This is a genomic window from Pseudomonas karstica, assembly GCF_009707515.1.
Classification (GTDB): domain Bacteria; phylum Pseudomonadota; class Gammaproteobacteria; order Pseudomonadales; family Pseudomonadaceae; genus Aquipseudomonas; species Aquipseudomonas karstica.
The window spans coordinates 21,733-41,575 of record NZ_WLYI01000024.1; the positions used below are offsets into that span (position 1 = coordinate 21,733).

Genomic DNA, 19,843 nt, shown 5'->3' on the forward strand with positions numbered 1-19,843 from the left:
TTATGGGCGGCGCTGGGTCGCGCGGCCCTCAATCTAAGGTTGAAGATGATGCGGAGCAAGGTGACGGGTGCGCGGCGCTGGGTCGTAAAGATCGGGAGTGCGCTGCTGACGGCGGATGGCAAGGGATTGGATCGCGCAGCCATGAGTGTCTGGGTTGGGCAGATGGTGGCCTTGCATGAGGCGGGTGTGGAGTTGGTGCTGGTGTCGTCCGGGGCGGTTGCCGCCGGAATGAGTCGTCTGGGCTGGACCGTGCGACCCAGCGCGATGCACGAGTTGCAGGCGGCGGCTGCCATTGGCCAGATGGGCCTGGTGCAGGCCTGGGAATCCAGCTTTGCCGAGCACGGTCGCCACACGGCGCAGATTCTGCTGACTCACGATGACTTGTCCGACCGCAAGCGCTATCTCAACGCTCGCAGTACCTTGCGTGCCTTGGTCGAGCTGAAAGTGATCCCGGTGATCAACGAAAACGACACTGTGGTCACCGATGAAATTCGTTTTGGCGACAATGACACCCTCGCGGCGCTGGTGGCCAACCTTGTCGAAGCTGATTTGCTGGTAATCCTTACTGATCGCGATGGCATGTTTGATGCCGACCCCCGTAACAACCCCGATGCCCAGTTGATTTACGAGGCGCGTGCCGATGATTCGGCGCTGGATGCGGTCGCTGGCAGTGTCGGTGGCGCGTTGGGGCGTGGCGGCATGCAGACCAAGCTGCGCGCGGCGCGCCTGGCGGCGCGTTCCGGTGCTCATACGATCATCGTCGGTGGGCGCCTGGAGCGAGTGCTGGACCGCCTCAAGGCGGGCGAGCGCATCGGTACGCTGCTATCGCCGGAGCGTGGCATGCTGGCGGCGCGTAAGCAGTGGCTGGCGGGGCATCTGCAGACCCGTGGCACCCTGGTGTTGGATGCTGGTGCTGTGTCTGCGCTGTCCCAGGGCAACAAAAGCCTGTTGCCGGTGGGCGTCAAGCTGGTCCAGGGTAGCTTTCGTCGAGGTGAGATGGTGGTGTGCGTGGCTCCGGACGGCCGTGAGATTGCCCGCGGTCTGGCTAACTACAGCGCGCTTGAGGCGCAGAAAATCATTGGGCAGTCGTCCGAGGCGATTGTCGGGCTGTTGGGTTACATGGCTGAGCCGGAACTGGTTCACCGGGATAACCTGATTCTGGTTTAAGTGAAGGGAAGTCACCATGCGCGTAATGAAGGGTTTGCTTGGCCTGCTGATGGCGATGCCATTGTTGGCCTCGGCCGAAGAGATCGGCCAGGTGTCTACGGTGTTCAAGTTTGTCGGGCCGAATGACCGGATCGTGGTCGAGGCGTTTGATGATCCGAAGGTCGATGGCGTGACCTGTTATCTGTCCCGCGCCAAGACGGGCGGGGTGAAGGGAGGTCTCGGCCTGGCGGAAGATCGTGCCGAGGCGTCGATTGCCTGTCGTCAGGTGGGGCCGATTCGCTTCAAGGGTGAGTTGAAGGACGGTGACGAGGTATTCAAGGAGCGTACGTCCCTGGTGTTCAAGACCATGCAGGTAGTGCGCTTTCTCGACAAGAAGCGTAATACCTTGGTGTATCTGGTCTATAGCGACCGTTTGATCCAGGGCAGTCCGCAGAATGCGGTGACGGCGATTCCGATCCTGCCGTGGCCGGCAGCTCAATAAATATCTGTCCTGAACTGTAGGGGTCGGCAAGCCGGCTTCTATAGGTGGGTCGTGAAATTGCAGGCAATAAAAAACCGACCCTGGGGTCGGTTTTTTAACAAGCTTATCGCTTAGGCTGCAGCAGCAAGGTTCAGGGCCTTGATGTGGCCATTCAGGCGACCTTTATGGCGAGCAGCTTTGTTCTTGTGGATGATACCTTTATCGGCCATACGGTCGATAACTGGTACGGCCAGAACGTAGGCAGCTTGAGCTTTTTCAGCGTCTTTTGCGTCAATGGCTTTAACTACATTCTTGATGTAGGTACGAACCATGGAACGCAGGCTGGCGTTGTGGCTGCGACGCTTCTCAGCCTGTTTTGCACGTTTTTTGGCGGAAGGTGTGTTGGCCACCGTCGAGCTCCTCGAAAGACTTTTTAGGAAATAGCAAACAAAATAGGCCGCGAATCATGCCGATGAGTTGAAGTCTTGTCAAGGGCGGTTGATGCGAACTGCTGAGTGGTCGATCTTAAGAGGCGGGTGATTTATTTCCGGCGCTTGACCTGTAAACTCGCGAGCTTTGGCTCTGTGCTGTTGCAGGCGCGGAGTATCGCATATGTGGGCGCTTTGTTCGCCTGCTCTTTATCTATAGGCAAAAACTCTTTCAATGAATCTGCTCAAATCGTTGGCCGCTGTCAGCTCCATCACCATGATTTCCCGGGTTCTGGGGTTTGTGCGTGACACGCTGCTGGCACGTATTTTTGGCGCCAGCATGGCCACGGATGCCTTCTTTATTGCTTTCAAGTTACCCAACCTGCTGCGGCGGATCTTCGCCGAGGGCGCGTTTTCCCAGGCTTTCGTGCCAATTCTGGCGGAGTACAAGAGTCAGCAGGGTGAGGAGGCAACCCGCACCTTTATTGCCTATGTCTCGGGTTTGCTGACTCTGGTGCTGATGCTGGTAACGATTGTCGGCATGCTCGCAGCGCCTTGGGTGATCTGGGCTACGGCCCCTGGTTTTGCCAATACGCCGGAAAAGTTCGCCCTGACCACTGACCTGCTGCGGGTGACCTTTCCTTATATATTGCTGATTTCCCTGTCTTCCCTGGCGGGTGCAATCCTCAATACCTGGAACCGTTTCTCGGTACCGGCGTTCGTGCCGACCTTGCTCAACGTCAGCATGATTATTTTTGCTCTGTTCCTCACGCCGTACTTTGATCCGCCGGTCATGGCTCTAGGGTGGGCAGTGCTGGCAGGTGGCCTGGCCCAGTTGTTGTACCAACTGCCGCACCTGAAAAAGATCGGCATGCTCGTGCTGCCACGCCTGAATCTCAAGGATACCGGGGTCTGGCGCGTGATGAAAAACATGCTGCCGGCGATTCTTGGCGTGTCGGTAAGCCAGATTTCCCTGATCATCAACACGGCTTTTGCTTCGCTGCTGGTCTCGGGCTCCGTGTCCTGGATGTATTACGCCGACCGTCTGATGGAGTTGCCGTCTGGTGTGCTGGGCGTGGCGCTGGGGACTATTTTGCTGCCGACGCTGTCCCGTACCTATGCCAGCAAAGACCGTCACGAGTACTCGCGGATCCTCGATTGGGGGCTGCGCCTGTGTTTTGTGCTGGTGTTGCCGTGCTCTCTGGCCCTGGGAATCCTGGCCGAACCGTTAACGGTTTCGTTGTTCCAGTACGGTCAATTCAGTGCATTTGATGCTTCGATGACTCAGCGTGCCCTGATCGCTTACTCCGTCGGTCTGCTGGGCATCATTGTGATCAAGGTCTTGGCTCCGGGCTTTTATGCCCAGCAAAACATCCGCACGCCGGTGAAGATTGCCATCTTCACCCTGGTGGTGACGCAATTGCTCAACCTGGTGTTTATCGGTCCGCTGGCCCATGCGGGCCTGGCTCTGGCCATCAGTGTGGGGGCTTGCATCAACGCGGGGTTGCTGTTCTATCAACTGCGCAAACAGCAGATGTTCCAGCCGCAGCCGGGGTGGGGAGTGTTTGCCCTCAAGCTGTTGGTGGCAGTGGCGATGATGTCAGCTGTGCTGCTGGGCCTGATGTACCTGATGCCAGCCTGGGATCAAGGTCATATGCTGGAGCGGTTCATGCGCCTGGGGGCATTGGTCGTCGCCGGTGTGGTGGTGTACTTCGGGATGCTGCTGCTGATGGGCTTCCGTCTGCGGGATTTCAATCGCAAGTCTCTGAGCTAGGAAGACTTCGTCGATAAGGCGGTTGTTTTATCGAATCGAGCAATTGGCCTGTGCTGTTGCCTGTCGCCCGGGGCCGGGTGTGGTTATAATCGACCACTTTATGAGCAAGAAGCGCGTTATGCAGCTGGTTCGAGGTCTCCACAACCTGCGCCCCGAGCATCGGGGCTGCGTCGCCACTATTGGCAACTTTGACGGTGTTCACCGTGGCCACCAGGCTATCCTGGCCCGGCTGCGCGAGCGTGCGGTTGAGTTGGGCGTGCCCAGCTGCGTGGTGATTTTTGAGCCACAGCCCCGCGAATTCTTCACCCCGGAGACGGCGCCGGCCCGTTTGGCGCGCCTGCGGGACAAGTTGCAATTGCTGGCCGAAGAGGGCGTGGACCGCGTTCTGTGCCTGGCCTTCAACCAACGTTTGCGCAGTCTCAGCGCCGCCGAGTTTGTTGATCGAATTCTGGTGGATGGCCTGGGCGTGCAGCATTTGGAAGTGGGTGATGACTTCCGCTTCGGTTGCGACCGGGTAGGAGATTTCGATTTTCTGCAAAAAGCCGGCGTAACCCAGGGTTTTACCGTCGAAGCCGCGCAAACCGTCGAACTGGATGGCCTGCGCGTGAGCAGTACCCAGGTGCGTAATGCACTGGCCGCTGCCGACTTCGCCTTGGCCGAGCGGTTGCTCGGTCGCCCGTTCCGGATTGCCGGACGGGTTTTGCACGGACAGAAGCTGGCGCGCCAATTGGGCACGCCAACGGCCAACGTGCAACTCAAACGCCGTCGCGTGCCACTCACCGGGGTTTACCTGGTGAGTGTCGATATCGACGGTCAATCGTGGCCCGGAGTCGCCAATATAGGCGTCAGGCCCACGGTTGCAGGTGATGGCAAGGCCCACCTGGAAGTTCACCTTTTGGATTTTGCCGGGGATTTGTATGACCGGCGTTTGACGGTGGTTTTCCACCAAAAGCTGCGTGAAGAGCAGCGTTTCGCCTCTCTGGAGGCGCTGAAAACGGCGATCAATGCGGATGTCGCCGCCGCCCGTGCACTAGCCGCACCTAGCGCCCATCGCTAATGAAGAGCCTTAAATGACCGACTATAAAGCCACGCTAAACCTTCCGGACACCGCCTTCCCAATGAAGGCCGGCCTGCCACAGCGCGAACCGCAGATTCTGCAGCGCTGGGACAGTATTGGCCTGTACGGAAAGTTGCGCGAGATTGGCAAGGATCGTCCGAAATTCGTTCTGCACGACGGCCCTCCTTATGCCAACGGCACGATTCATATCGGTCATGCGCTGAACAAGATTCTCAAGGACATGATCATCCGCTCGAAAACCCTTTCGGGTTTCGACGCGCCTTATGTCCCGGGTTGGGACTGCCACGGCCTGCCGATCGAACACAAAGTCGAAGTGACCCACGGCAAGAACCTGGGCGCCGACAAAACCCGCGAGCTGTGCCGTGCCTATGCCACGGAGCAAATCGAGGGGCAGAAGTCCGAATTCATCCGTTTGGGTGTATTGGGCGACTGGGCCAACCCGTACAAGACCATGGATTTCAAGAACGAGGCCGGTGAAATCCGCGCCTTGGCCGAAATCGTCAAGGGCGGCTTCGTGTTCAAGGGCCTCAAGCCCGTGAATTGGTGCTTCGACTGCGGTTCGGCCCTGGCGGAAGCGGAAGTCGAGTACGAAGACAAAAAATCCTCGACCATCGACGTGGCTTTCCCTATCGCCGACGAAGTCAAGCTGGCCCAGGCCTTCGGCCTGGCGAGCCTGGCCAAGCCAGCCTCCATTGTGATCTGGACTACCACCCCATGGACCATTCCCGCCAACCAGGCGCTGAACGTGCACCCGGAGTTCACGTATGCCCTGGTGGATGTCGGTGACAAGCTGCTGGTGCTGGCCGAAGAGATGGTCGAGTCGTGCCTGAGCCGCTATAACCTGCAAGGTTCGGTGATTGCGACCACTACTGGCTCTGCCCTCGAGCTGATCAACTTCCGCCACCCGTTCTATGACCGTCTGTCGCCGGTGTACTTGGCTGATTATGTCGAACTGGGTGCCGGCACCGGTGTGGTTCACTCCTCACCAGCCTACGGTGTGGACGACTTCGTGACCTGCAAGGCTTACGGCATGGTCAACGACGACATCCTCAACCCGGTGCAAAGCAATGGCGTGTACGCGCCGTCGCTGGAGTTCTTCGGCGGCCAGTTCATCTTCAAGGCCAACCCGGCGATTATCGACAAACTGTCTGAAGTCGGCGCGCTGCTGCACACCGAAACCATCAGCCACAGCTACATGCACTGCTGGCGTCACAAGACTCCGCTGATCTACCGCGCCACTGCGCAGTGGTTCATCGGCATGGACAAAGAGCCTGTCGGCGGCGAAACCTTGCGCAAGCGGGCCCTCAAGGCGATTGAGAGCACGCAGTTCGTCCCGGCCTGGGGCCAGGCGCGCCTGCACTCGATGATCGCCAACCGCCCGGACTGGTGCATCTCCCGCCAGCGTAACTGGGGTGTGCCGATCCCGTTCTTCCTGAACAAGGAAAGCGGCGAGCTGCACCCACGTACCGTCGAGCTGATGGAGGTCGTGGCCCAGCGGGTTGAACAGGAAGGTATCGAAGCCTGGTTCAAGCTCGACGCTGCCGAGTTGCTGGGTGACGAAGCACCGCTGTACGACAAGATCAGCGACACCCTCGATGTCTGGTTCGACTCGGGGACCACTCATTGGCACGTGTTGCGCGGTTCGCACCCGATGGGCCATGAAACCGGCCCTCGCGCCGACCTGTACCTGGAAGGTTCGGACCAGCACCGGGGCTGGTTCCACTCGTCCCTGCTGACCGGCTGCGCCATCGACGACCACGCACCGTACCGCGAGTTGCTGACCCACGGCTTCACCGTCGACGAGAACGGCCGCAAGATGTCCAAGTCCCTGGGCAACGTGATCGCACCGCAAAAGGTCAACGACACCCTGGGCGCCGACATCATGCGCCTGTGGGTCGCCTCTACCGATTATTCGGGCGAGATGGCCGTGTCCGAGCAGATTTTGCAGCGTAGCGCCGACGCTTACCGTCGTATCCGTAACACTGCACGTTTCATGCTGTCGAACCTGACCGGCTTCAACCCGGCCACCGATATCCTCCCGGCCGAGGAAATGCTCGCCCTAGACCGTTGGGCCGTGGACCGTACTTTGTTGCTGCAGCGAGAGTTGCAGGAAAACTACGGCGAATATCGCTTCTGGAACGTCTACTCGAAGATCCACAACTTCTGCGTGCAGGAACTGGGTGGCTTCTACCTCGATATCATCAAGGACCGCCAATACACCACCGGCGCCAACAGCAAGGCACGCCGTTCGGCGCAGACCGCGCTGTATCACATCTCTGAAGCGCTGGTGCGCTGGATCGCACCGATCCTGGCCTTCACCGCTGACGAGTTGTGGGAGTACCTGCCGGGCGAGCGTAACGAGTCCGTCATGCTCAATACCTGGTATGAAGGCCTGAGCGAACTGCCGGCCGACTTCGAGCTGGGTCGCGAGTACTGGGAAGGCGTGATGGCGGTCAAAGTCGCCGTGAACAAAGAGCTGGAGGTTCAGCGCGCGGCCAAGGCCGTTGGTGGCAACCTGCAGGCCGAAGTCACGTTGTTTGCCGAGGAAGGCCTGACCGCCGGCCTGGCCAAGCTGAGCAATGAACTGCGCTTTGTGTTGATCACCTCGACCGCCAGCCTGGCTCCGTTTGCCCAGGCGCCGGATGATGCCGTGGCGACCGAAGTACCGGGCCTCAAGCTCAAAGTGGTCAAGTCGGCCTTCGCCAAGTGCGCCCGTTGCTGGCACTGCCGTGAAGATGTTGGTGTGAACCCGGAGCATCCAGAGATCTGTGGCCGTTGTGTCGACAACATCAGCGGCGCTGGCGAGGTTCGTCACTATGCCTAACACCAGTCGTTTCGGACGTCTGGGCTGGCTCGTACTGAGCTTGCTGGTCCTGGTCATCGACCAAGTCAGCAAGGCTCACTTCGAGGGCTCCCTGGAGATGTTCCAGCAGATCGTAGTTATTCCTGACTACTTCAGCTGGACCCTGGCCTACAACACTGGTGCCGCTTTCAGTTTCCTCGCTGATGGCGGCGGTTGGCAGCGCTGGCTGTTCGCCTTGATCGCCATCGTCGTCAGTGCGGTGTTGGTGGTGTGGCTCAAGCGTTTGGGCCGCAATGACACCTGGCTGGCAATTGCGCTGGCCCTGGTGCTCGGTGGCGCGCTGGGTAACTTGTACGATCGTATTGCCCTGGGGCATGTGATCGACTTCATTCTGGTGCACTGGCAGAACCGCTATCACTTCCCTGCGTTCAACTTTGCCGACAGTGCGATCACCGTCGGTGCAATCATGCTGGCGCTGGACATGTTCAAAAGTAACAAAACCGGAGACCGTTCATGACTGATCAGGTATTGGTTGAGCAACGTATCGGCCAGAACACGGAAGTCACCTTGCATTTTGCACTGCGCCTGCAGAATGGCGACACGGTCGACAGCACTTTCGACAAGGCCCCGGCGACCTTCAAGGTCGGCGATGGCAACCTGCTGCCAGGTTTCGAGGCGGCACTGTTCGGTTTCAAGGCGGGTGACAAGCGTAGCCTGCAGGTCCTGCCGGAAAACGCCTTTGGCCAGCCCAACCCGCAAAACGTGCAGATCATTCCCCGTTCGCAGTTCCAGGACATGGAGCTATCGGAAGGCTTGTTGGTGATTTTCAACGATGCGGCAAATACCGAGCTGCCAGGTGTGGTCAAAGCCTTTGACGATGCCCAGGTGACTATCGACTTCAACCATCCGTTGGCCGGTAAAACCTTGACCTTTGATGTCGAAATCATCGAGGTTAAAGCGCTGTAACTAACGAAATCGGCCTACTGTAGGAGCGAGCTTGCTCGCGAAAAACTCAAAGACACCGCAGTCATCCAGAATGCCAGCGTTATCGTTGATCACCTTCGCGAGCAATAACCGGGCGTCCCCTTCGCTCATACAGGGCAAGACACGAGGCATAGCATGCAAATCAAACTCGCCAACCCCCGTGGCTTCTGCGCCGGTGTGGACCGGGCGATCGAAATCGTCAATCGCGCACTGGAAGTCTTCGGACCTCCGATTTACGTGCGCCATGAAGTGGTCCACAACAAGTTTGTGGTTGAAGACTTGCGGGCTCGCGGCGCTATCTTCGTCGAAGAACTGGAGCAGGTGCCGGATGACGTCATCGTCATCTTCAGCGCCCACGGGGTCTCCCAAGCGGTGCGTACCGAAGCGGCCGGTCGAGGCCTGAAAGTGTTCGACGCTACTTGTCCGCTGGTGACCAAGGTTCACATCGAAGTCGCGCGTTATAGCCGTGACGGTCGTGAGTGCGTCCTGATCGGCCACGCGGGACATCCGGAAGTCGAAGGCACCATGGGTCAGTACGACGCCAGTAACGGCGGCGCGATCTATCTGGTGGAGGACGAGAAAGACGTCGCCGAGCTGCAGGTACAAAACCCGGAGAAGCTGGCCTTTGTCACCCAGACGACCTTGTCCATGGACGACACCAGTCGCGTCATTGATGCCCTGCGCACACGTTTCCCTGCGATTGGTGGACCACGCAAGGACGATATCTGCTACGCCACGCAAAACCGCCAGGACGCCGTGAAACAATTGGCCGACGAATGCGATGTGGTGCTGGTGGTAGGCAGTCCCAACAGCTCCAACTCCAACCGTTTGCGAGAGTTGGCCGAGCGGATGGCTACTCCGGCCTACCTGATCGATGGCGCCGAAGACTTGCAACGCAGTTGGTTCGATGGTGTCGAGCGCATCGGCATCACGGCTGGTGCCTCGGCCCCGGAAGTCCTGGTGCGTGGTGTGATTCAACAACTGCAGGCCTGGGGCGCCACGGGTGCAGATGAGTTGGCTGGCCGTGAGGAAAACATCACTTTCTCCATGCCCAAGGAGCTGCGGGTTCGGTCGCTGCTCTAAGCCCCAGCATGCCGGTGTAGCTGCGGCATAGAGCCTGTTCGGCCTTGTTGCTGCGCAGGCTGATACGCCCGGTGGGTGCCAGCACCACCTGATGCAGGCTCAGTGGCTGGTCCGTCGCACACACATGCACGGTGCCAGCGCGAAAACCTCCAGCTGACAGCAGCGGTTCGCCCAGGCCGCTGAAGCGTATCTGGGTCCTGACCGGCGTATTGCCCACAATCGGTATCAGCCCACTGTACTGGCGCTCCAGCAACACGGGGTTGCTGTTGTCCAGATAACCGCGGCCGCTCAGGTCGAGTATGACCCTCCAGCCCAGGCTCCAGTCATCGTCCAGGGCATGGATGATGATCGCGCGATTGCGCGCGATGGCTTCGGTGCGGGCGTAACGCAAGCCTCCAGCCAACGACTCGGCGGCACTCTGCCGGCGTTGCGACTCAAGCAGGCCCTTGAATCCGGGCATGGCCAGTTGGGCCAGGATGCCACTCAAGATCAGGCCGAACAGTAGTTCGATCAACGTAAAACCATACTGCTTCATAGGTCGTCGTCCCTCCGTGGACGTTCTTGGGGTGACTGGCCTTATGCCCATTGAGATGAGGCGGCCAGTTGGCAAACATAGTTATAGCGTCGGCTGTCGCGTGGCGAATGATGGCCTTCCTGTCCAAAGTATTTCGCTTTGTTCCGAGGGGCTGCGCAGCTTTCTGACTGGCGCTAGTCTTGGGGGCAGAGGGGATTGCTCCTCGTCTTGTGACAACCTTCGACACGGATGACGATGGTAATGAATGCCTGCCCAACCATGTTTCGCACCCCACCGCTCTCTGCGCCGCAAGCCGGTATGACGTTGATCGAGGTCCTGGTTTCGGTACTCATCCTCGCCGTTGGCTTGCTGGGTGCGGCGCTGATCCAACTCAAAGCGTTGAAGTACACCGACAGCTCAAGGATGACCAGTCAGGCCAGTTTCATTGCCTATGACATGCTGGACCGGATTCGCGCCAATTCGGGGGCTGACTACTCATGGGGACGGCTGGAGATTGCGCCGGCCAATACCGCGATGGCCAGTGTTCGCGACCTGGATCTGCATGATTTCGAGGCCAATATCCTTGGCTTCGCCGGCGAGAGTGCCAAGGGCACGGTGTCCGCCAACCAGCGAGAAGTCACTATCAGTATCAGCTGGGATGACTCCCGCGCAGTAAATGCCAGTGGCGCCCGGGAAACCTTCACGCTCACCAGCCGTATTGCAGTCGATCCGGGGGCATTGCCATGAATCCTCGTGGTCATGGTTTTGGCATGGTCGAGATGTTGTTGGCATTGGCCCTCGGCCTGGTACTGATTATGGGGCTGGTCCAGGTAGCCCTCAGCGCACGTAGTACATATGCCAGTCAGAATGCATCTGTGTTGTTGCAGGATGATGCGCGGTTTGTCTTGGGCAAGCTGATTCAGGAAATTCGCTTGGCTGGCATGTTTGGTTGCCAGTCCATTGCATCAATCAGTAATGCTCCGGCAGATTTCGCGCGGCCTGTTGGCTGGAGTATTTCAGGTGGCGCAAAGTCTCTGACGCTGGTGACTGCGGACGCTGGAAGCAGTGGTAGCAAAGCCGACTGGACGGTGCTCTCCGATTGCATCAGTACTGCCCAGGCTTATGCCGCAAGTGCTCCGGAGCCTGAGCCTGGGCAACTCCGCTTCCCTGTCCGAAAGCTGACGTACACCTTTGAAGACGGGCAACTGCGGCTCAGCACACCATCGGCTCTGGCCAAGTCGGTGCTGGTAGATAACGTGCGAGCATTCGACGTCAGTTTCGGGGTGGCGCAGAAGGTGGACTCAAGTGTCGTGACCGGATATGACTCCGCTCCCTCTGACGAAGCCTTGATACGTAGCGTGCGCCTCCTCCTGACGCTCCAGGATCCTGGGGGGCGGGTGAGGGACCAGACATACAGTGTCGTAGCGGCGCTACGTAATCGCCTGGAGTAGCCCCATGCGGCGACATCATTTTCGGCCTCAATCGTGGCAGGCGGGCATGGTTCTGCCCGTCAGCCTGGTGTTTTTGCTGTTGTTGGCGCTTATCGGGTTGTCTTCGATGCAGGGAGCAACCGTTCAGGAAAAGATCGCAGGCAGTGTCCGGCTGCGCAACCAGTCATTTCAAAGTGCCGAAAGTGGCTTGAGGTTGGGCGAATCAGCTGTGCAGTCTCCTGGGTTTGGTCTGCGGCGGTGCGGGACCATTGCGACTTGCGCTCCCCCGAATGAGTCCATTCGGGTGATAAGTCCAGGGCTGGATCCTTTGTCAGGGATTACCTGGATAGGTACGCAGAGTGGTGTCTATGGCATTCAAAACCTGGGGCGCGGCGTCGGATTGGCGCATTTGCCACCTGAAACACCAGCAACGCTTTATCGGGTGACGGCGGTTGGTATCAGTGGGCACTCGCGCACGGTATTAGAGACGGTGTATGCACGGGTGCTGCTGGACGGTGGGCAAGGTGTGCGATTCCGACGAATCCTGTGGCGACAACTTCAGTAGGTGAGCAACGAGATGATTAGAGGCGGTAAAGGATTTACCTTGATTGAGTTATTGATCGCGCTGGCGATCATCGCCACTCTGGTCGGCATTGCCTACCCTAGGTATACCGGCCATGTGAAAAGGACATATCGCGCGGAAATAGTCGGGATGCTGACGGAGCAGGCCCAGCACCTTGAACGTTATTACACGAAGAACGGCACTTTTATTGATGCGGGCGGCATCAGTGCGGGCAATGATCGCTATAGAATCGCGGTGACGCTGAACCTCCAGCATTTCAATCTGGTAGCGACTCCCATTATCGACTCAGTGATGATGGGTGATCCTTGTGGCGACTTCAGCCTGAGCAGCAGCGGTGAGCGAAGCAATCCGGGGTCTGCACCCGATATGTCGCGAAAGGCGTGCTGGGGGCAATGATGAGGATCGTGAACGACTGGACGCCGGGTGTGTTCTTTTCTTTTTATCGGCTGGATCGAAAGATGGCTAATCAGCAACAGCAAGTAGTGGTTGTCGGCGCAGGGGTGATCGGCCTATTGACGGCATTCAATCTGGCAAGCCAGGGGCGGGCGGTGATACTGCTGGAGCGTTCGGCGGTGGGGCAGGAGTCTTCCTGGGCTGGTGGTGGCATTGTCTCGCCGCTCTATCCATGGCGCTACAGTCCTGCGGTTACCGCTCTGGCGCATTGGTCCCAGGATTTTTACCCGCAGTTGGGCGAGCGCTTGTTCGCTGCGACCGGGATCGATCCAGAAGTTCATACCACCGGCCTATATTGGTTGGACCTGGATGATGAAGCTGACGCGCTTGCCTGGGCTGCGCGCGAAGGTCGGCCATTGAGCAAGGTGGATGTTTCTGCTGCCCATGATGCGGTTCCCGTGTTGGGTTCAGGGTTCTCCCAGGCCATTTACATGGCTGATGTCGCCAACGTACGCAATCCACGGCTGGTTAAATCCCTCAAGGCCGCCTTGTTGGCGTTGCCTGGCGTGACCGTCCATGAACAGTGCGCTGTAAAGGGCTTTATCCAGGAGAGTGGAAGGGTTGTTGGTGTAAATACGGCACTTGGTCCGATCCATGGCGATCACGTGGTGCTCGCCGCCGGGGCCTGGAGTGGTGAGTTGCTGGGTAGCCTGGGGTTGGCGTTGCCCGTGGAGCCGGTCAAGGGCCAGATGATTTTGTACAAATGTGCTTCGGACTTTTTGTCGAGCATGGTCTTGGCCAAAGGCCGCTACGCGATTCCCCGGCGGGATGGGCATATTCTGATTGGCAGCACCTTGGAACATGAAGGCTTTGACAAGACGCCTACCGAACGAGCCCTGGAAAGCTTGAAAGCCTCGGCTGTGGAGCTGATTCCGGCTCTGGCGGATGCGCAGGTGGTGGGGCATTGGGCCGGGCTGCGGCCTGGATCGCCTGAAGGCATTCCGTATATCGGTAAAGTGCCAGGGTTTGATGGCTTGTGGCTCAATTGCGGGCATTACCGCAATGGCCTGGTTCTGGCACCCGCATCCTGTCAGTTGTTTGTCGATTTGTTGCTGGAGCGTGAGCCCATCATTGATCCGACGCCTTATGTGCCGGCGGGACGGATTTAGCGGGGGCGCGCATCTGCATGCGACTACTGGCGCTCGGTGGGTGTTGGCCCCAGCTCAAGATGTGCTGGTGTGCAATACCATTCCTGGCGCGAGCCCAAGGCGCGATCCTGGGGTATATGCACGCCACAGTGAGCACAACGGACCATCGGGGTGGCTCCCGGCTCGCTGGGCCGTTGTTGTGCTTGTGCCGAACGCTTGGATTTGCGCCAGAGCCATACGACGACGGTAATCGGGACAATCCAGAATAGTAAACTAACCATGGTAAGCAGCTTCTCGACAAGGAATGCGGCAGTTTAGCCAAGGACGTGGCAGGCGCACAGCGGAATTAAAAAGGGAGCTCCGTGAGGGGCTCCCTTTTTGTACTGCAATTAAGCAATCAGTCAAAAACACCGAAGGTCATGTAGCTGAACCACGAGCGGTCTTCATTATTGCCTAGCGCTTCAGGAGCCTGTTCTTCGATCACGTCTCCGTTCTCGTCATGAGGCTTGAGGTCCGAAGGAATGGCATCCTTGGCATCCTGGTACTGCTTGATCACGTCCTGATTGGCGCGGGTTTCGCCCGGCGGCAGGGGGGGGCGGGATTCGATCAGGCCCAGGGTGTACTTGCTCAGCCATGAGCGGTTGTCCGCCTCGGCAACGGTGGGTACAAACTGGCCGTCTTTCAGGCTTGGGTGATCCGGGTAGTTGAGTTTCAAGGTCTCCAGGCTGGTTTCAGCCAGGGTATCCAGGTGCAGGCGCTGGTAGGCCTCGGTCATCACGGCCAGGCCGTCGCCCACCGATGGAGTTTCCTGGAAGTTCTCCACCACATAACGACCACGGTTGGCGGCCGCTACATAGGCCTGACGGGTCAGGTAATAGTGGGCTACGTGGATTTCGTAGGAAGCCAGCAGATTGCGCAGGTAGATCATGCGCTGCTTGGCGTCTGGTGCGTAGCGGCTATTGGGGTAGCGGCTGGTCAACTGGGCGAACTCGTTGTAGGAGTCACGCGCAGCGCCTGGGTCACGCTTGGTCATGTCCAGCGGCAGGAAGCGCGCCAGCAGGCCAACGTCCTGGTCAAACGAGGTCAGGCCCTTGAGGTAGTAGGCATAGTCCACGTTCGGGTGCTGTGGGTGCAGGCGGATAAAACGCTCGGCGGCGGACTTGGCAGCTTCCGGCTCGGCGTTCTTGTAGTTGGCGTAGATCAGCTCGAGTTGGGCCTGGTCGGCGTAGCGGCCGAACGGATACCGCGACTCCAGTGCCTTGAGCTTGGTCGTGGCACTGGTGTAGCTATTGTTGTCCAGGTCGGTCTGGGCTTGTTGGTACAGCTCGACCTCGCTCAGGTTTTCGTCGACGACTTCCTTTGTTGACGAGCAAGCAGCAGTCATGGCGAGGATGGCGATCAGCAGCAGGTGTTTCACTTGCATGGCGGCTTGCGTCCCTATGACGGCCGCTGTCTTGGGCGGGGCCGTCCTGTTATGATGAGCGCCCCGTTGAAAGCCTCGGGGCAAAAGACGCCGTATTTAACCACAAGCGCGCAGCCGAAACCAAAGGCTGTGCCACGCCTAGTCTGAGCATGTCCGATAAAATTGAACTTCGCGCAGAGGTGCCGTCCGAATTGGGCGGCCAACGCCTCGATCAAGTCGCCGCACAATTATTCGCTGAGCACTCGCGCTCGCGCCTTTCCGCCTGGATCAAAGACGGCCGCCTGACTGTGGATGGAGCGGTTATCCGCCCGCGAGACATAGTCCATGGCGGTGCGATTCTTGAGCTGACTGCCGAGCAGGAAGCCCAGGGAGAATGGATTGCCCAGGACATCGAGCTGGACATCGTCTATGAGGATGACGACATCCTGGTGATCAACAAACCCGCAGGCCTGGTGGTTCACCCGGCGGCCGGGCACGCTGATGGCACCTTGCTCAATGCCTTGTTACACCATGTGCCGGACATCATCAATGTCCCGCGCTGCGGCATCGTCCACCGCCTGGACAAGGACACCACCGGTCTGATGGTGGTGGCCAAGACCATCCAGGCGCAGACGCAGTTGGTCACACAACTGCAGAGTCGCAGCGTCAGCCGGATCTACGAATGCATCGTGATCGGTGTGGTAGTGGCGGGGGGCAAGATCAATGCCCCTATCGGTCGCCACGGCCAGCAGCGGCAGCGCATGGCGGTCATGGAAGGCGGCAAGCAGGCCGTCAGCCACTATCGTGTGCTGGAGCGTTTCCGTTCCCACACTCACGTGCGGGTCAAGTTGGAAACCGGTCGTACCCACCAGATTCGGGTGCACATGGCGCACATCAACTTCCCGTTGGTCGGAGATCCGGCCTATGGCGGCCGCTTCCGTATTCCGCCAGCGGCCAGTGCAACCATGGTTGAGTCCCTGAAGACTTTCCCGCGTCAGGCACTGCATGCGCGCTTCCTGGAGCTGGATCATCCGACGAGCGGTAAGCGGATGAGTTGGGAATCACCTCTTCCAGACGATTTTGTCTGGTTGTTGTCGCTGCTCAAGCAAGATCGCGAGGCTTTTGTCGGATGAATGACTGGCTGACTCCTGACTGGCCTGCGCCGGCTGGGGTCAAGGCCTGTGTCACTACTCGCGCGGGCGGCGTCAGTCTGGGGTCGTTCGACAGCCTCAATCTGGGCGATCATGTCGAGGACAGCCTTGATGCTGTCCTTGAGAATCGTCGACGCCTCAGCGATGCCCTCCATATTCAGCCAGCCTGGCTGCGCCAAATCCATGGTGTGACGGTGGTCGAGGCCGACCCTGGCCGGATTGCCGAAGCCGATGGCAGTTGGACGAGCACTCCAGGCATCGCTTGCACGGCGATGACGGCCGATTGCTTGCCTGTCCTGTTTTGCAACCGGGCGGGCACTCGCGTCGCGGCAGCCCATGCCGGTTGGCGTGGTTTGGCCGCCGGGGTGCTGGAGGCCACCGTCGAAAGCCTGGATGTTGAGCCTGCCGAGGTACTGGTCTGGCTGGGTCCTGCCATAGGCCCGCAAGCTTTTGAAGTCGGCCCGGAAGTGCGTGAGGTCTTCATGCAACAACTGTTGGTAACAGCCGAAGCCTTCGTCCCCAGCCAGAACCCGGGCAAGTTCATGGCCGACATTTACCAGTTGGCCCGTCTGCGCCTTGCCGAGCGCGGTATCACAGCGGTTTATGGTGGCGGCTTTTGCACCGTGACCGATCCCCGCTTCTATTCTTACCGTCGCAGTCCTCTCACCGGTCGGTTTGCCTCCCTTATCTGGCTGGAACGCTAGGCTCCCCTGATCTGCGTCAACTGTCAGTAGCTTGAATCTTCCAGAATCGGCCGCATCTATAGGGGTATCTGGCAGGTTTCTTCATTCAGGATGCGTTACTCGCGAGCAAGCTCGCTCGCACATAGCTCCGGCCTGCTCAAAAGGAAGGTGACTAATGCGTATTGATCGTTTAACCAGCAAATTGCAGTTGGCATTATCGGACTCCCAATCCCTGGCGGTTGGTCTCGACCATCCGGCTATTGAACCTGCGCACCTGATGCAGGCGCTCCTGGAACAGCAAGGCGGATCCATCAAGCCATTGCTGATGCAGGTGGGCTTTGACGTCAACAGCTTGCGCAAGGAGTTGAGCCGTGAGCTCGACCAACTGCCGAAAATCCAAAATCCTACGGGTGACGTGAACATGTCCCAGGACCTGGCGCGGCTGCTCAATCAGGCGGACCGCCTGGCTCAGCAAAAGGGCGACCAGTTCATCTCCAGTGAGCTGGTGTTGCTCGCCGCCATGGATGACAACAGCAAGCTTGGCAAGTTGTTGCTGGGCCAGGGTGTGAGCAAGAAAGCCCTGGAGAACGCCATCAACAACCTGCGTGGTGGGGAGGCAGTCAATGACCCCAACCACGAGGAGTCCCGCCAGGCCCTGGATAAGTACACCGTCGACCTGACCAAGCGTGCTGAAGAAGGCAAGCTGGACCCGGTGATCGGTCGTGACGACGAAATTCGCCGTACCATCCAGGTGCTGCAGCGTCGCACCAAGAACAACCCGGTCCTGATCGGCGAACCAGGTGTGGGTAAAACCGCCATTGCCGAAGGTCTGGCCCAGCGCATCATTAATGGTGAGGTGCCCGATGGCCTCAAGGGTAAGCGTCTGCTGTCCCTGGATATGGGGTCGTTGATTGCGGGTGCCAAATTTCGTGGAGAGTTCGAGGAGCGCCTGAAGTCCTTGCTCAATGAGCTCTCGAAGCAAGAAGGGCAGATCATTCTGTTTATCGACGAGCTGCACACCATGGTCGGCGCAGGTAAAGGCGAGGGTTCCATGGATGCAGGCAACATGCTCAAGCCGGCATTGGCCCGGGGTGAGTTGCATTGTGTCGGTGCCACCACGCTCAACGAATACCGCCAGTACATTGAAAAGGACGCCGCCCTTGAACGCCGTTTCCAGAAAGTGCTGGTGGAGGAGCCTAGCGAAGAAGACACCATCGCTATCCTGCGTGGCCTGAAAGAACGCTATGAGGTCCATCACAAGGTAGCGATCACCGACGGCGCGATCATCGCGGCGGCCAAATTGAGCCATCGCTATATCACTGACCGTCAGTTGCCGGACAAGGCCATCGACTTGATTGATGAGGCGGCCAGCCGTATTCGCATGGAAATCGATTCCAAGCCGGAAGTGCTCGACCGTCTGGACCGGCGCCTGATTCAGCTGAAAGTCGAATCCCAGGCCCTGAAGAAAGAAGAGGACGATGCGGCGAAGAAACGCCTGGAAAAACTCCAGGAAGAAATCGTGCGTCTGGAACGTGAGTATTCGGACCTGGAAGAAATCTGGACCTCGGAAAAAGCCGAAGTGCAGGGTTCGGCGCAGATCCAGCAAAAGATAGAACAATCCCGCCAGGAACTGGAAGCCGCTCGCCGCAAGGGCGACCTGAACCGCATGGCCGAGTTGCAGTATGGGGTGATCCCGGACCTGGAGCGCAGCCTGCAGATGGTCGATCAGCACGGCAAGAGCGAAAATCAGTTACTACGCAGCAAGGTGACCGAGGAAGAAATTGCCGAAGTCGTCTCGAAGTGGACCGGCATCCCCGTGTCGAAAATGCTCGAAGGCGAGCGCGACAAGCTGTTGAAGATGGAAAGCCTGTTGCACCGGCGTGTCATTGGCCAGGAAGAAGCGGTGGTTGCAGTGTCCAACGCGGTACGGCGTTCCCGGGCCGGGTTGTCCGACCCTGACCGTCCGAGCGGCTCGTTCATGTTCCTCGGCCCGACAGGTGTGGGCAAGACCGAGTTGTGCAAGGCCTTGGCTGAGTTTCTCTTTGATACCGAAGAGGCCATGGTGCGGATTGATATGTCCGAGTTCATGGAAAAACACTCCGTGGCCCGCCTGATTGGGGCTCCACCAGGCTATGTGGGCTACGAAGAGGGCGGCTACCTGACCGAGGCCGTGCGGCGCAAACCTTACTCGGTGATTCTTCTGGACGAAGTCGAGAAGGCCCATCCGGATGTGTTCAACGTGCTGCTGCAGGTGTTGGAAGATGGTCGGCTGACGGACAGTCACGGGCGTACTGTGGATTTTCGTAATACGGTAATCGTGATGACATCCAACCTGGGCTCGTCGCAAATCCAGGAGTTGGTGGGGGATCGCGAAGCCCAGCGTGCTGCGGTGATGGATGCGTTGACCAGCCACTTCCGGCCGGAGTTTATCAACCGGGTAGATGAGGTGGTGATCTTCGAGCCTCTGGCACGGGATCAGATTGCGGGTATCACCGAGATCCAGTTGGGCCGTCTGCGCAGCCGTCTGGCAGAGCGCGAGCTGTCGCTGGAGCTGAGCGGTGAAGCCTTGGACAAGCTGATTGCTGTCGGTTACGACCCGGTATATGGTGCACGGCCTTTGAAGCGTGCAATCCAGCGCTGGATAGAGAACCCGTTGGCGCAACTGATTCTGTCCGGCAGTTTTATGCCCGGCACCAGTGTTGCCGCCAGTGTGGAGAACGACGAAATCGTCTTCCATTAAGCCCTGGCTGTACCGCTACAAG

At 58.8% G+C, this 19,843-nt stretch carries 20 protein-coding genes; 16 read left to right on the forward strand and 4 right to left on the reverse strand.

The annotated features are described in order from the left end of the window. Positions 1 to 48: 48 nt before the first annotated feature. Together proB and GIR22_RS17440 are read left to right on the forward strand one after the other, a co-directional pair. Complete coding sequence (proB, locus tag GIR22_RS17435; protein WP_154744609.1) at positions 49 to 1,167, forward strand: glutamate 5-kinase; 1,119 nt, start codon at positions 49 to 51, stop codon at positions 1,165 to 1,167. A gap of 16 nt (positions 1,168 to 1,183) precedes the next feature. Next, a complete protein-coding gene (locus GIR22_RS17440) occupies positions 1,184 to 1,648 on the forward strand; it encodes a CreA family protein (protein WP_154744550.1) in 465 nt (154 codons plus the stop codon). Positions 1,649 to 1,758: 110 nt separating this feature from the next. Here GIR22_RS17440 and rpsT read toward each other — a convergent pair whose 3' ends face one another. Then, positions 1,759 to 2,037 (reverse strand): 30S ribosomal protein S20, encoded by a 279-nt coding sequence (rpsT, locus tag GIR22_RS17445; RefSeq protein WP_003215870.1) that lies wholly within the window; start codon positions 2,035 to 2,037, stop codon positions 1,759 to 1,761. 253 nt (positions 2,038 to 2,290) lie between these two features. Here rpsT and murJ point away from each other — a divergent pair, with 253 nt between their 5' ends. From murJ to ispH, 6 genes are all read left to right on the forward strand, one after another. Continuing rightward, the gene (murJ, locus tag GIR22_RS17450; protein ID WP_154744551.1) at positions 2,291 to 3,829 is read left to right on the forward strand and encodes a murein biosynthesis integral membrane protein MurJ; all 1,539 of its coding nucleotides are present in this window, start codon (positions 2,291 to 2,293) and stop codon (positions 3,827 to 3,829) included. A 118-nt stretch (positions 3,830 to 3,947) separates the two neighbouring features. After that, positions 3,948 to 4,886 carry a bifunctional riboflavin kinase/FAD synthetase gene (ribF, locus tag GIR22_RS17455; protein ID WP_178122329.1) on the forward strand — a complete coding sequence of 313 codons (939 nt, stop codon included), beginning with the start codon at positions 3,948 to 3,950 and terminating at the stop codon, positions 4,884 to 4,886. Positions 4,887 to 4,899: 13 nt separating this feature from the next. Continuing rightward, positions 4,900 to 7,731 carry an isoleucine--tRNA ligase gene (gene ileS, locus GIR22_RS17460; RefSeq protein WP_154744553.1) on the forward strand — a complete coding sequence of 944 codons (2,832 nt, stop codon included), beginning with the start codon at positions 4,900 to 4,902 and terminating at the stop codon, positions 7,729 to 7,731. After that, positions 7,724 to 8,227 carry a signal peptidase II gene (lspA, locus tag GIR22_RS17465; protein WP_154744554.1) on the forward strand — a complete coding sequence of 168 codons (504 nt, stop codon included), beginning with the start codon at positions 7,724 to 7,726 and terminating at the stop codon, positions 8,225 to 8,227. The genes ileS and lspA overlap by 8 nt, the downstream gene beginning before the upstream one ends. Further along, on the forward strand, positions 8,224 to 8,676 hold the full coding sequence (gene fkpB / locus GIR22_RS17470) for an FKBP-type peptidyl-prolyl cis-trans isomerase (protein ID WP_154744555.1): 453 nt from the start codon (positions 8,224 to 8,226) through the stop codon (positions 8,674 to 8,676). The genes lspA and fkpB overlap by 4 nt, the downstream gene beginning before the upstream one ends. A gap of 153 nt (positions 8,677 to 8,829) precedes the next feature. Next, positions 8,830 to 9,777, forward strand: a complete 948-nt coding sequence (ispH, locus tag GIR22_RS17475; RefSeq protein ID WP_154744556.1) for a 4-hydroxy-3-methylbut-2-enyl diphosphate reductase — start codon at positions 8,830 to 8,832, stop codon at positions 9,775 to 9,777. Here ispH and GIR22_RS17480 read toward each other — a convergent pair. Continuing rightward, positions 9,731 to 10,312 carry a GspH/FimT family pseudopilin gene (locus GIR22_RS17480; protein WP_154744557.1) on the reverse strand — a complete coding sequence of 194 codons (582 nt, stop codon included), beginning with the start codon at positions 10,310 to 10,312 and terminating at the stop codon, positions 9,731 to 9,733. The genes ispH and GIR22_RS17480 overlap by 47 nt on opposite strands. A 240-nt stretch (positions 10,313 to 10,552) precedes the next feature. On the opposite strand from GIR22_RS17480, the gene pilV reads away from it, so the two are divergent. The 5 genes from pilV to thiO all read left to right on the forward strand — a co-directional run bounded on the left by pilV (position 10,553) and on the right by thiO (position 13,866). Next, on the forward strand, positions 10,553 to 11,038 hold the full coding sequence (gene pilV / locus GIR22_RS17485; protein WP_246208433.1) for a type IV pilus modification protein PilV: 486 nt from the start codon (positions 10,553 to 10,555) through the stop codon (positions 11,036 to 11,038). After that, entirely contained in the window at positions 11,035 to 11,742 is a 708-nt protein-coding gene (locus GIR22_RS17490; protein ID WP_154744558.1) for a PilW family protein, read from the forward strand. The genes pilV and GIR22_RS17490 overlap by 4 nt, the downstream gene beginning before the upstream one ends. 4 nt (positions 11,743 to 11,746) lie before the next feature. Beyond that, positions 11,747 to 12,286 carry a pilus assembly PilX family protein gene (locus GIR22_RS17495; RefSeq protein WP_246208437.1) on the forward strand — a complete coding sequence of 180 codons (540 nt, stop codon included), beginning with the start codon at positions 11,747 to 11,749 and terminating at the stop codon, positions 12,284 to 12,286. A gap of 12 nt (positions 12,287 to 12,298) precedes the next feature. After that, positions 12,299 to 12,700 carry a type IV pilin protein gene (locus GIR22_RS17500; RefSeq protein ID WP_154744612.1) on the forward strand — a complete coding sequence of 134 codons (402 nt, stop codon included), beginning with the start codon at positions 12,299 to 12,301 and terminating at the stop codon, positions 12,698 to 12,700. Between the two features lie 62 nt (positions 12,701 to 12,762). Then, on the forward strand, positions 12,763 to 13,866 hold the full coding sequence (gene thiO / locus GIR22_RS17505; protein ID WP_154744559.1) for a glycine oxidase ThiO: 1,104 nt from the start codon (positions 12,763 to 12,765) through the stop codon (positions 13,864 to 13,866). 23 nt (positions 13,867 to 13,889) lie between these two features. Here thiO and GIR22_RS17510 read toward each other — a convergent pair whose 3' ends face one another. After that, positions 13,890 to 14,126: a PP0621 family protein gene (locus GIR22_RS17510; protein ID WP_154744560.1), complete on the reverse strand. Its 237-nt coding sequence runs from the start codon at positions 14,124 to 14,126 to the stop codon at positions 13,890 to 13,892. A gap of 116 nt (positions 14,127 to 14,242) precedes the next feature. Next, positions 14,243 to 15,268, reverse strand: coding sequence for an outer membrane protein assembly factor BamD (locus tag GIR22_RS17515; protein WP_154744561.1), 1,026 nt, complete (start codon positions 15,266 to 15,268; stop codon positions 14,243 to 14,245). Positions 15,269 to 15,417: 149 nt separating this feature from the next. On the opposite strand from GIR22_RS17515, the gene rluD reads away from it, so the two are divergent. The 3 genes from rluD to clpB all read left to right on the forward strand — a co-directional run bounded on the left by rluD (position 15,418) and on the right by clpB (position 19,821). After that, entirely contained in the window at positions 15,418 to 16,380 is a 963-nt protein-coding gene (gene rluD / locus GIR22_RS17520) for a 23S rRNA pseudouridine(1911/1915/1917) synthase RluD (protein WP_154744562.1), read from the forward strand. Beyond that, positions 16,377 to 17,102: a peptidoglycan editing factor PgeF gene (gene pgeF, locus GIR22_RS17525; RefSeq protein WP_154744563.1), complete on the forward strand. Its 726-nt coding sequence runs from the start codon at positions 16,377 to 16,379 to the stop codon at positions 17,100 to 17,102. The genes rluD and pgeF overlap by 4 nt, the downstream gene beginning before the upstream one ends. Positions 17,103 to 17,256: 154 nt before the next feature. Beyond that, positions 17,257 to 19,821 (forward strand): ATP-dependent chaperone ClpB, encoded by a 2,565-nt coding sequence (clpB, locus tag GIR22_RS17530; protein ID WP_154744564.1) that lies wholly within the window; start codon positions 17,257 to 17,259, stop codon positions 19,819 to 19,821. Positions 19,822 to 19,843: the final 22 nt, after the last annotated feature.

Coding starts and splice junctions, on each gene's coding strand:
- proB (WP_154744609.1), top strand. CDS start 49: ATGCGGAGCAAGGTGACGGGTGCGCGGCGCTGGGTCGTAAAGATCGGG.
- GIR22_RS17440 (WP_154744550.1), top strand. CDS start 1,184: ATGCGCGTAATGAAGGGTTTGCTTGGCCTGCTGATGGCGATGCCATTG.
- murJ (WP_154744551.1), top strand. CDS start 2,291: ATGAATCTGCTCAAATCGTTGGCCGCTGTCAGCTCCATCACCATGATT.
- ribF (WP_178122329.1), top strand. CDS start 3,948: ATGCAGCTGGTTCGAGGTCTCCACAACCTGCGCCCCGAGCATCGGGGC.
- ileS (WP_154744553.1), top strand. CDS start 4,900: ATGACCGACTATAAAGCCACGCTAAACCTTCCGGACACCGCCTTCCCA.
- lspA (WP_154744554.1), top strand. CDS start 7,724: ATGCCTAACACCAGTCGTTTCGGACGTCTGGGCTGGCTCGTACTGAGC.
- fkpB (WP_154744555.1), top strand. CDS start 8,224: ATGACTGATCAGGTATTGGTTGAGCAACGTATCGGCCAGAACACGGAA.
- ispH (WP_154744556.1), top strand. CDS start 8,830: ATGCAAATCAAACTCGCCAACCCCCGTGGCTTCTGCGCCGGTGTGGAC.
- GIR22_RS17480 (WP_154744557.1), bottom strand. CDS start 10,312: ATGAAGCAGTATGGTTTTACGTTGATCGAACTACTGTTCGGCCTGATC.
- pilV (WP_246208433.1), top strand. CDS start 10,553: ATGAATGCCTGCCCAACCATGTTTCGCACCCCACCGCTCTCTGCGCCG.
- GIR22_RS17490 (WP_154744558.1), top strand. CDS start 11,035: ATGAATCCTCGTGGTCATGGTTTTGGCATGGTCGAGATGTTGTTGGCA.
- GIR22_RS17495 (WP_246208437.1), top strand. CDS start 11,747: ATGCGGCGACATCATTTTCGGCCTCAATCGTGGCAGGCGGGCATGGTT.
- GIR22_RS17500 (WP_154744612.1), top strand. CDS start 12,299: ATGATTAGAGGCGGTAAAGGATTTACCTTGATTGAGTTATTGATCGCG.
- thiO (WP_154744559.1), top strand. CDS start 12,763: ATGGCTAATCAGCAACAGCAAGTAGTGGTTGTCGGCGCAGGGGTGATC.
- GIR22_RS17510 (WP_154744560.1), bottom strand. CDS start 14,126: ATGGTTAGTTTACTATTCTGGATTGTCCCGATTACCGTCGTCGTATGG.
- GIR22_RS17515 (WP_154744561.1), bottom strand. CDS start 15,268: ATGCAAGTGAAACACCTGCTGCTGATCGCCATCCTCGCCATGACTGCT.
- rluD (WP_154744562.1), top strand. CDS start 15,418: ATGTCCGATAAAATTGAACTTCGCGCAGAGGTGCCGTCCGAATTGGGC.
- pgeF (WP_154744563.1), top strand. CDS start 16,377: ATGAATGACTGGCTGACTCCTGACTGGCCTGCGCCGGCTGGGGTCAAG.
- clpB (WP_154744564.1), top strand. CDS start 17,257: ATGCGTATTGATCGTTTAACCAGCAAATTGCAGTTGGCATTATCGGAC.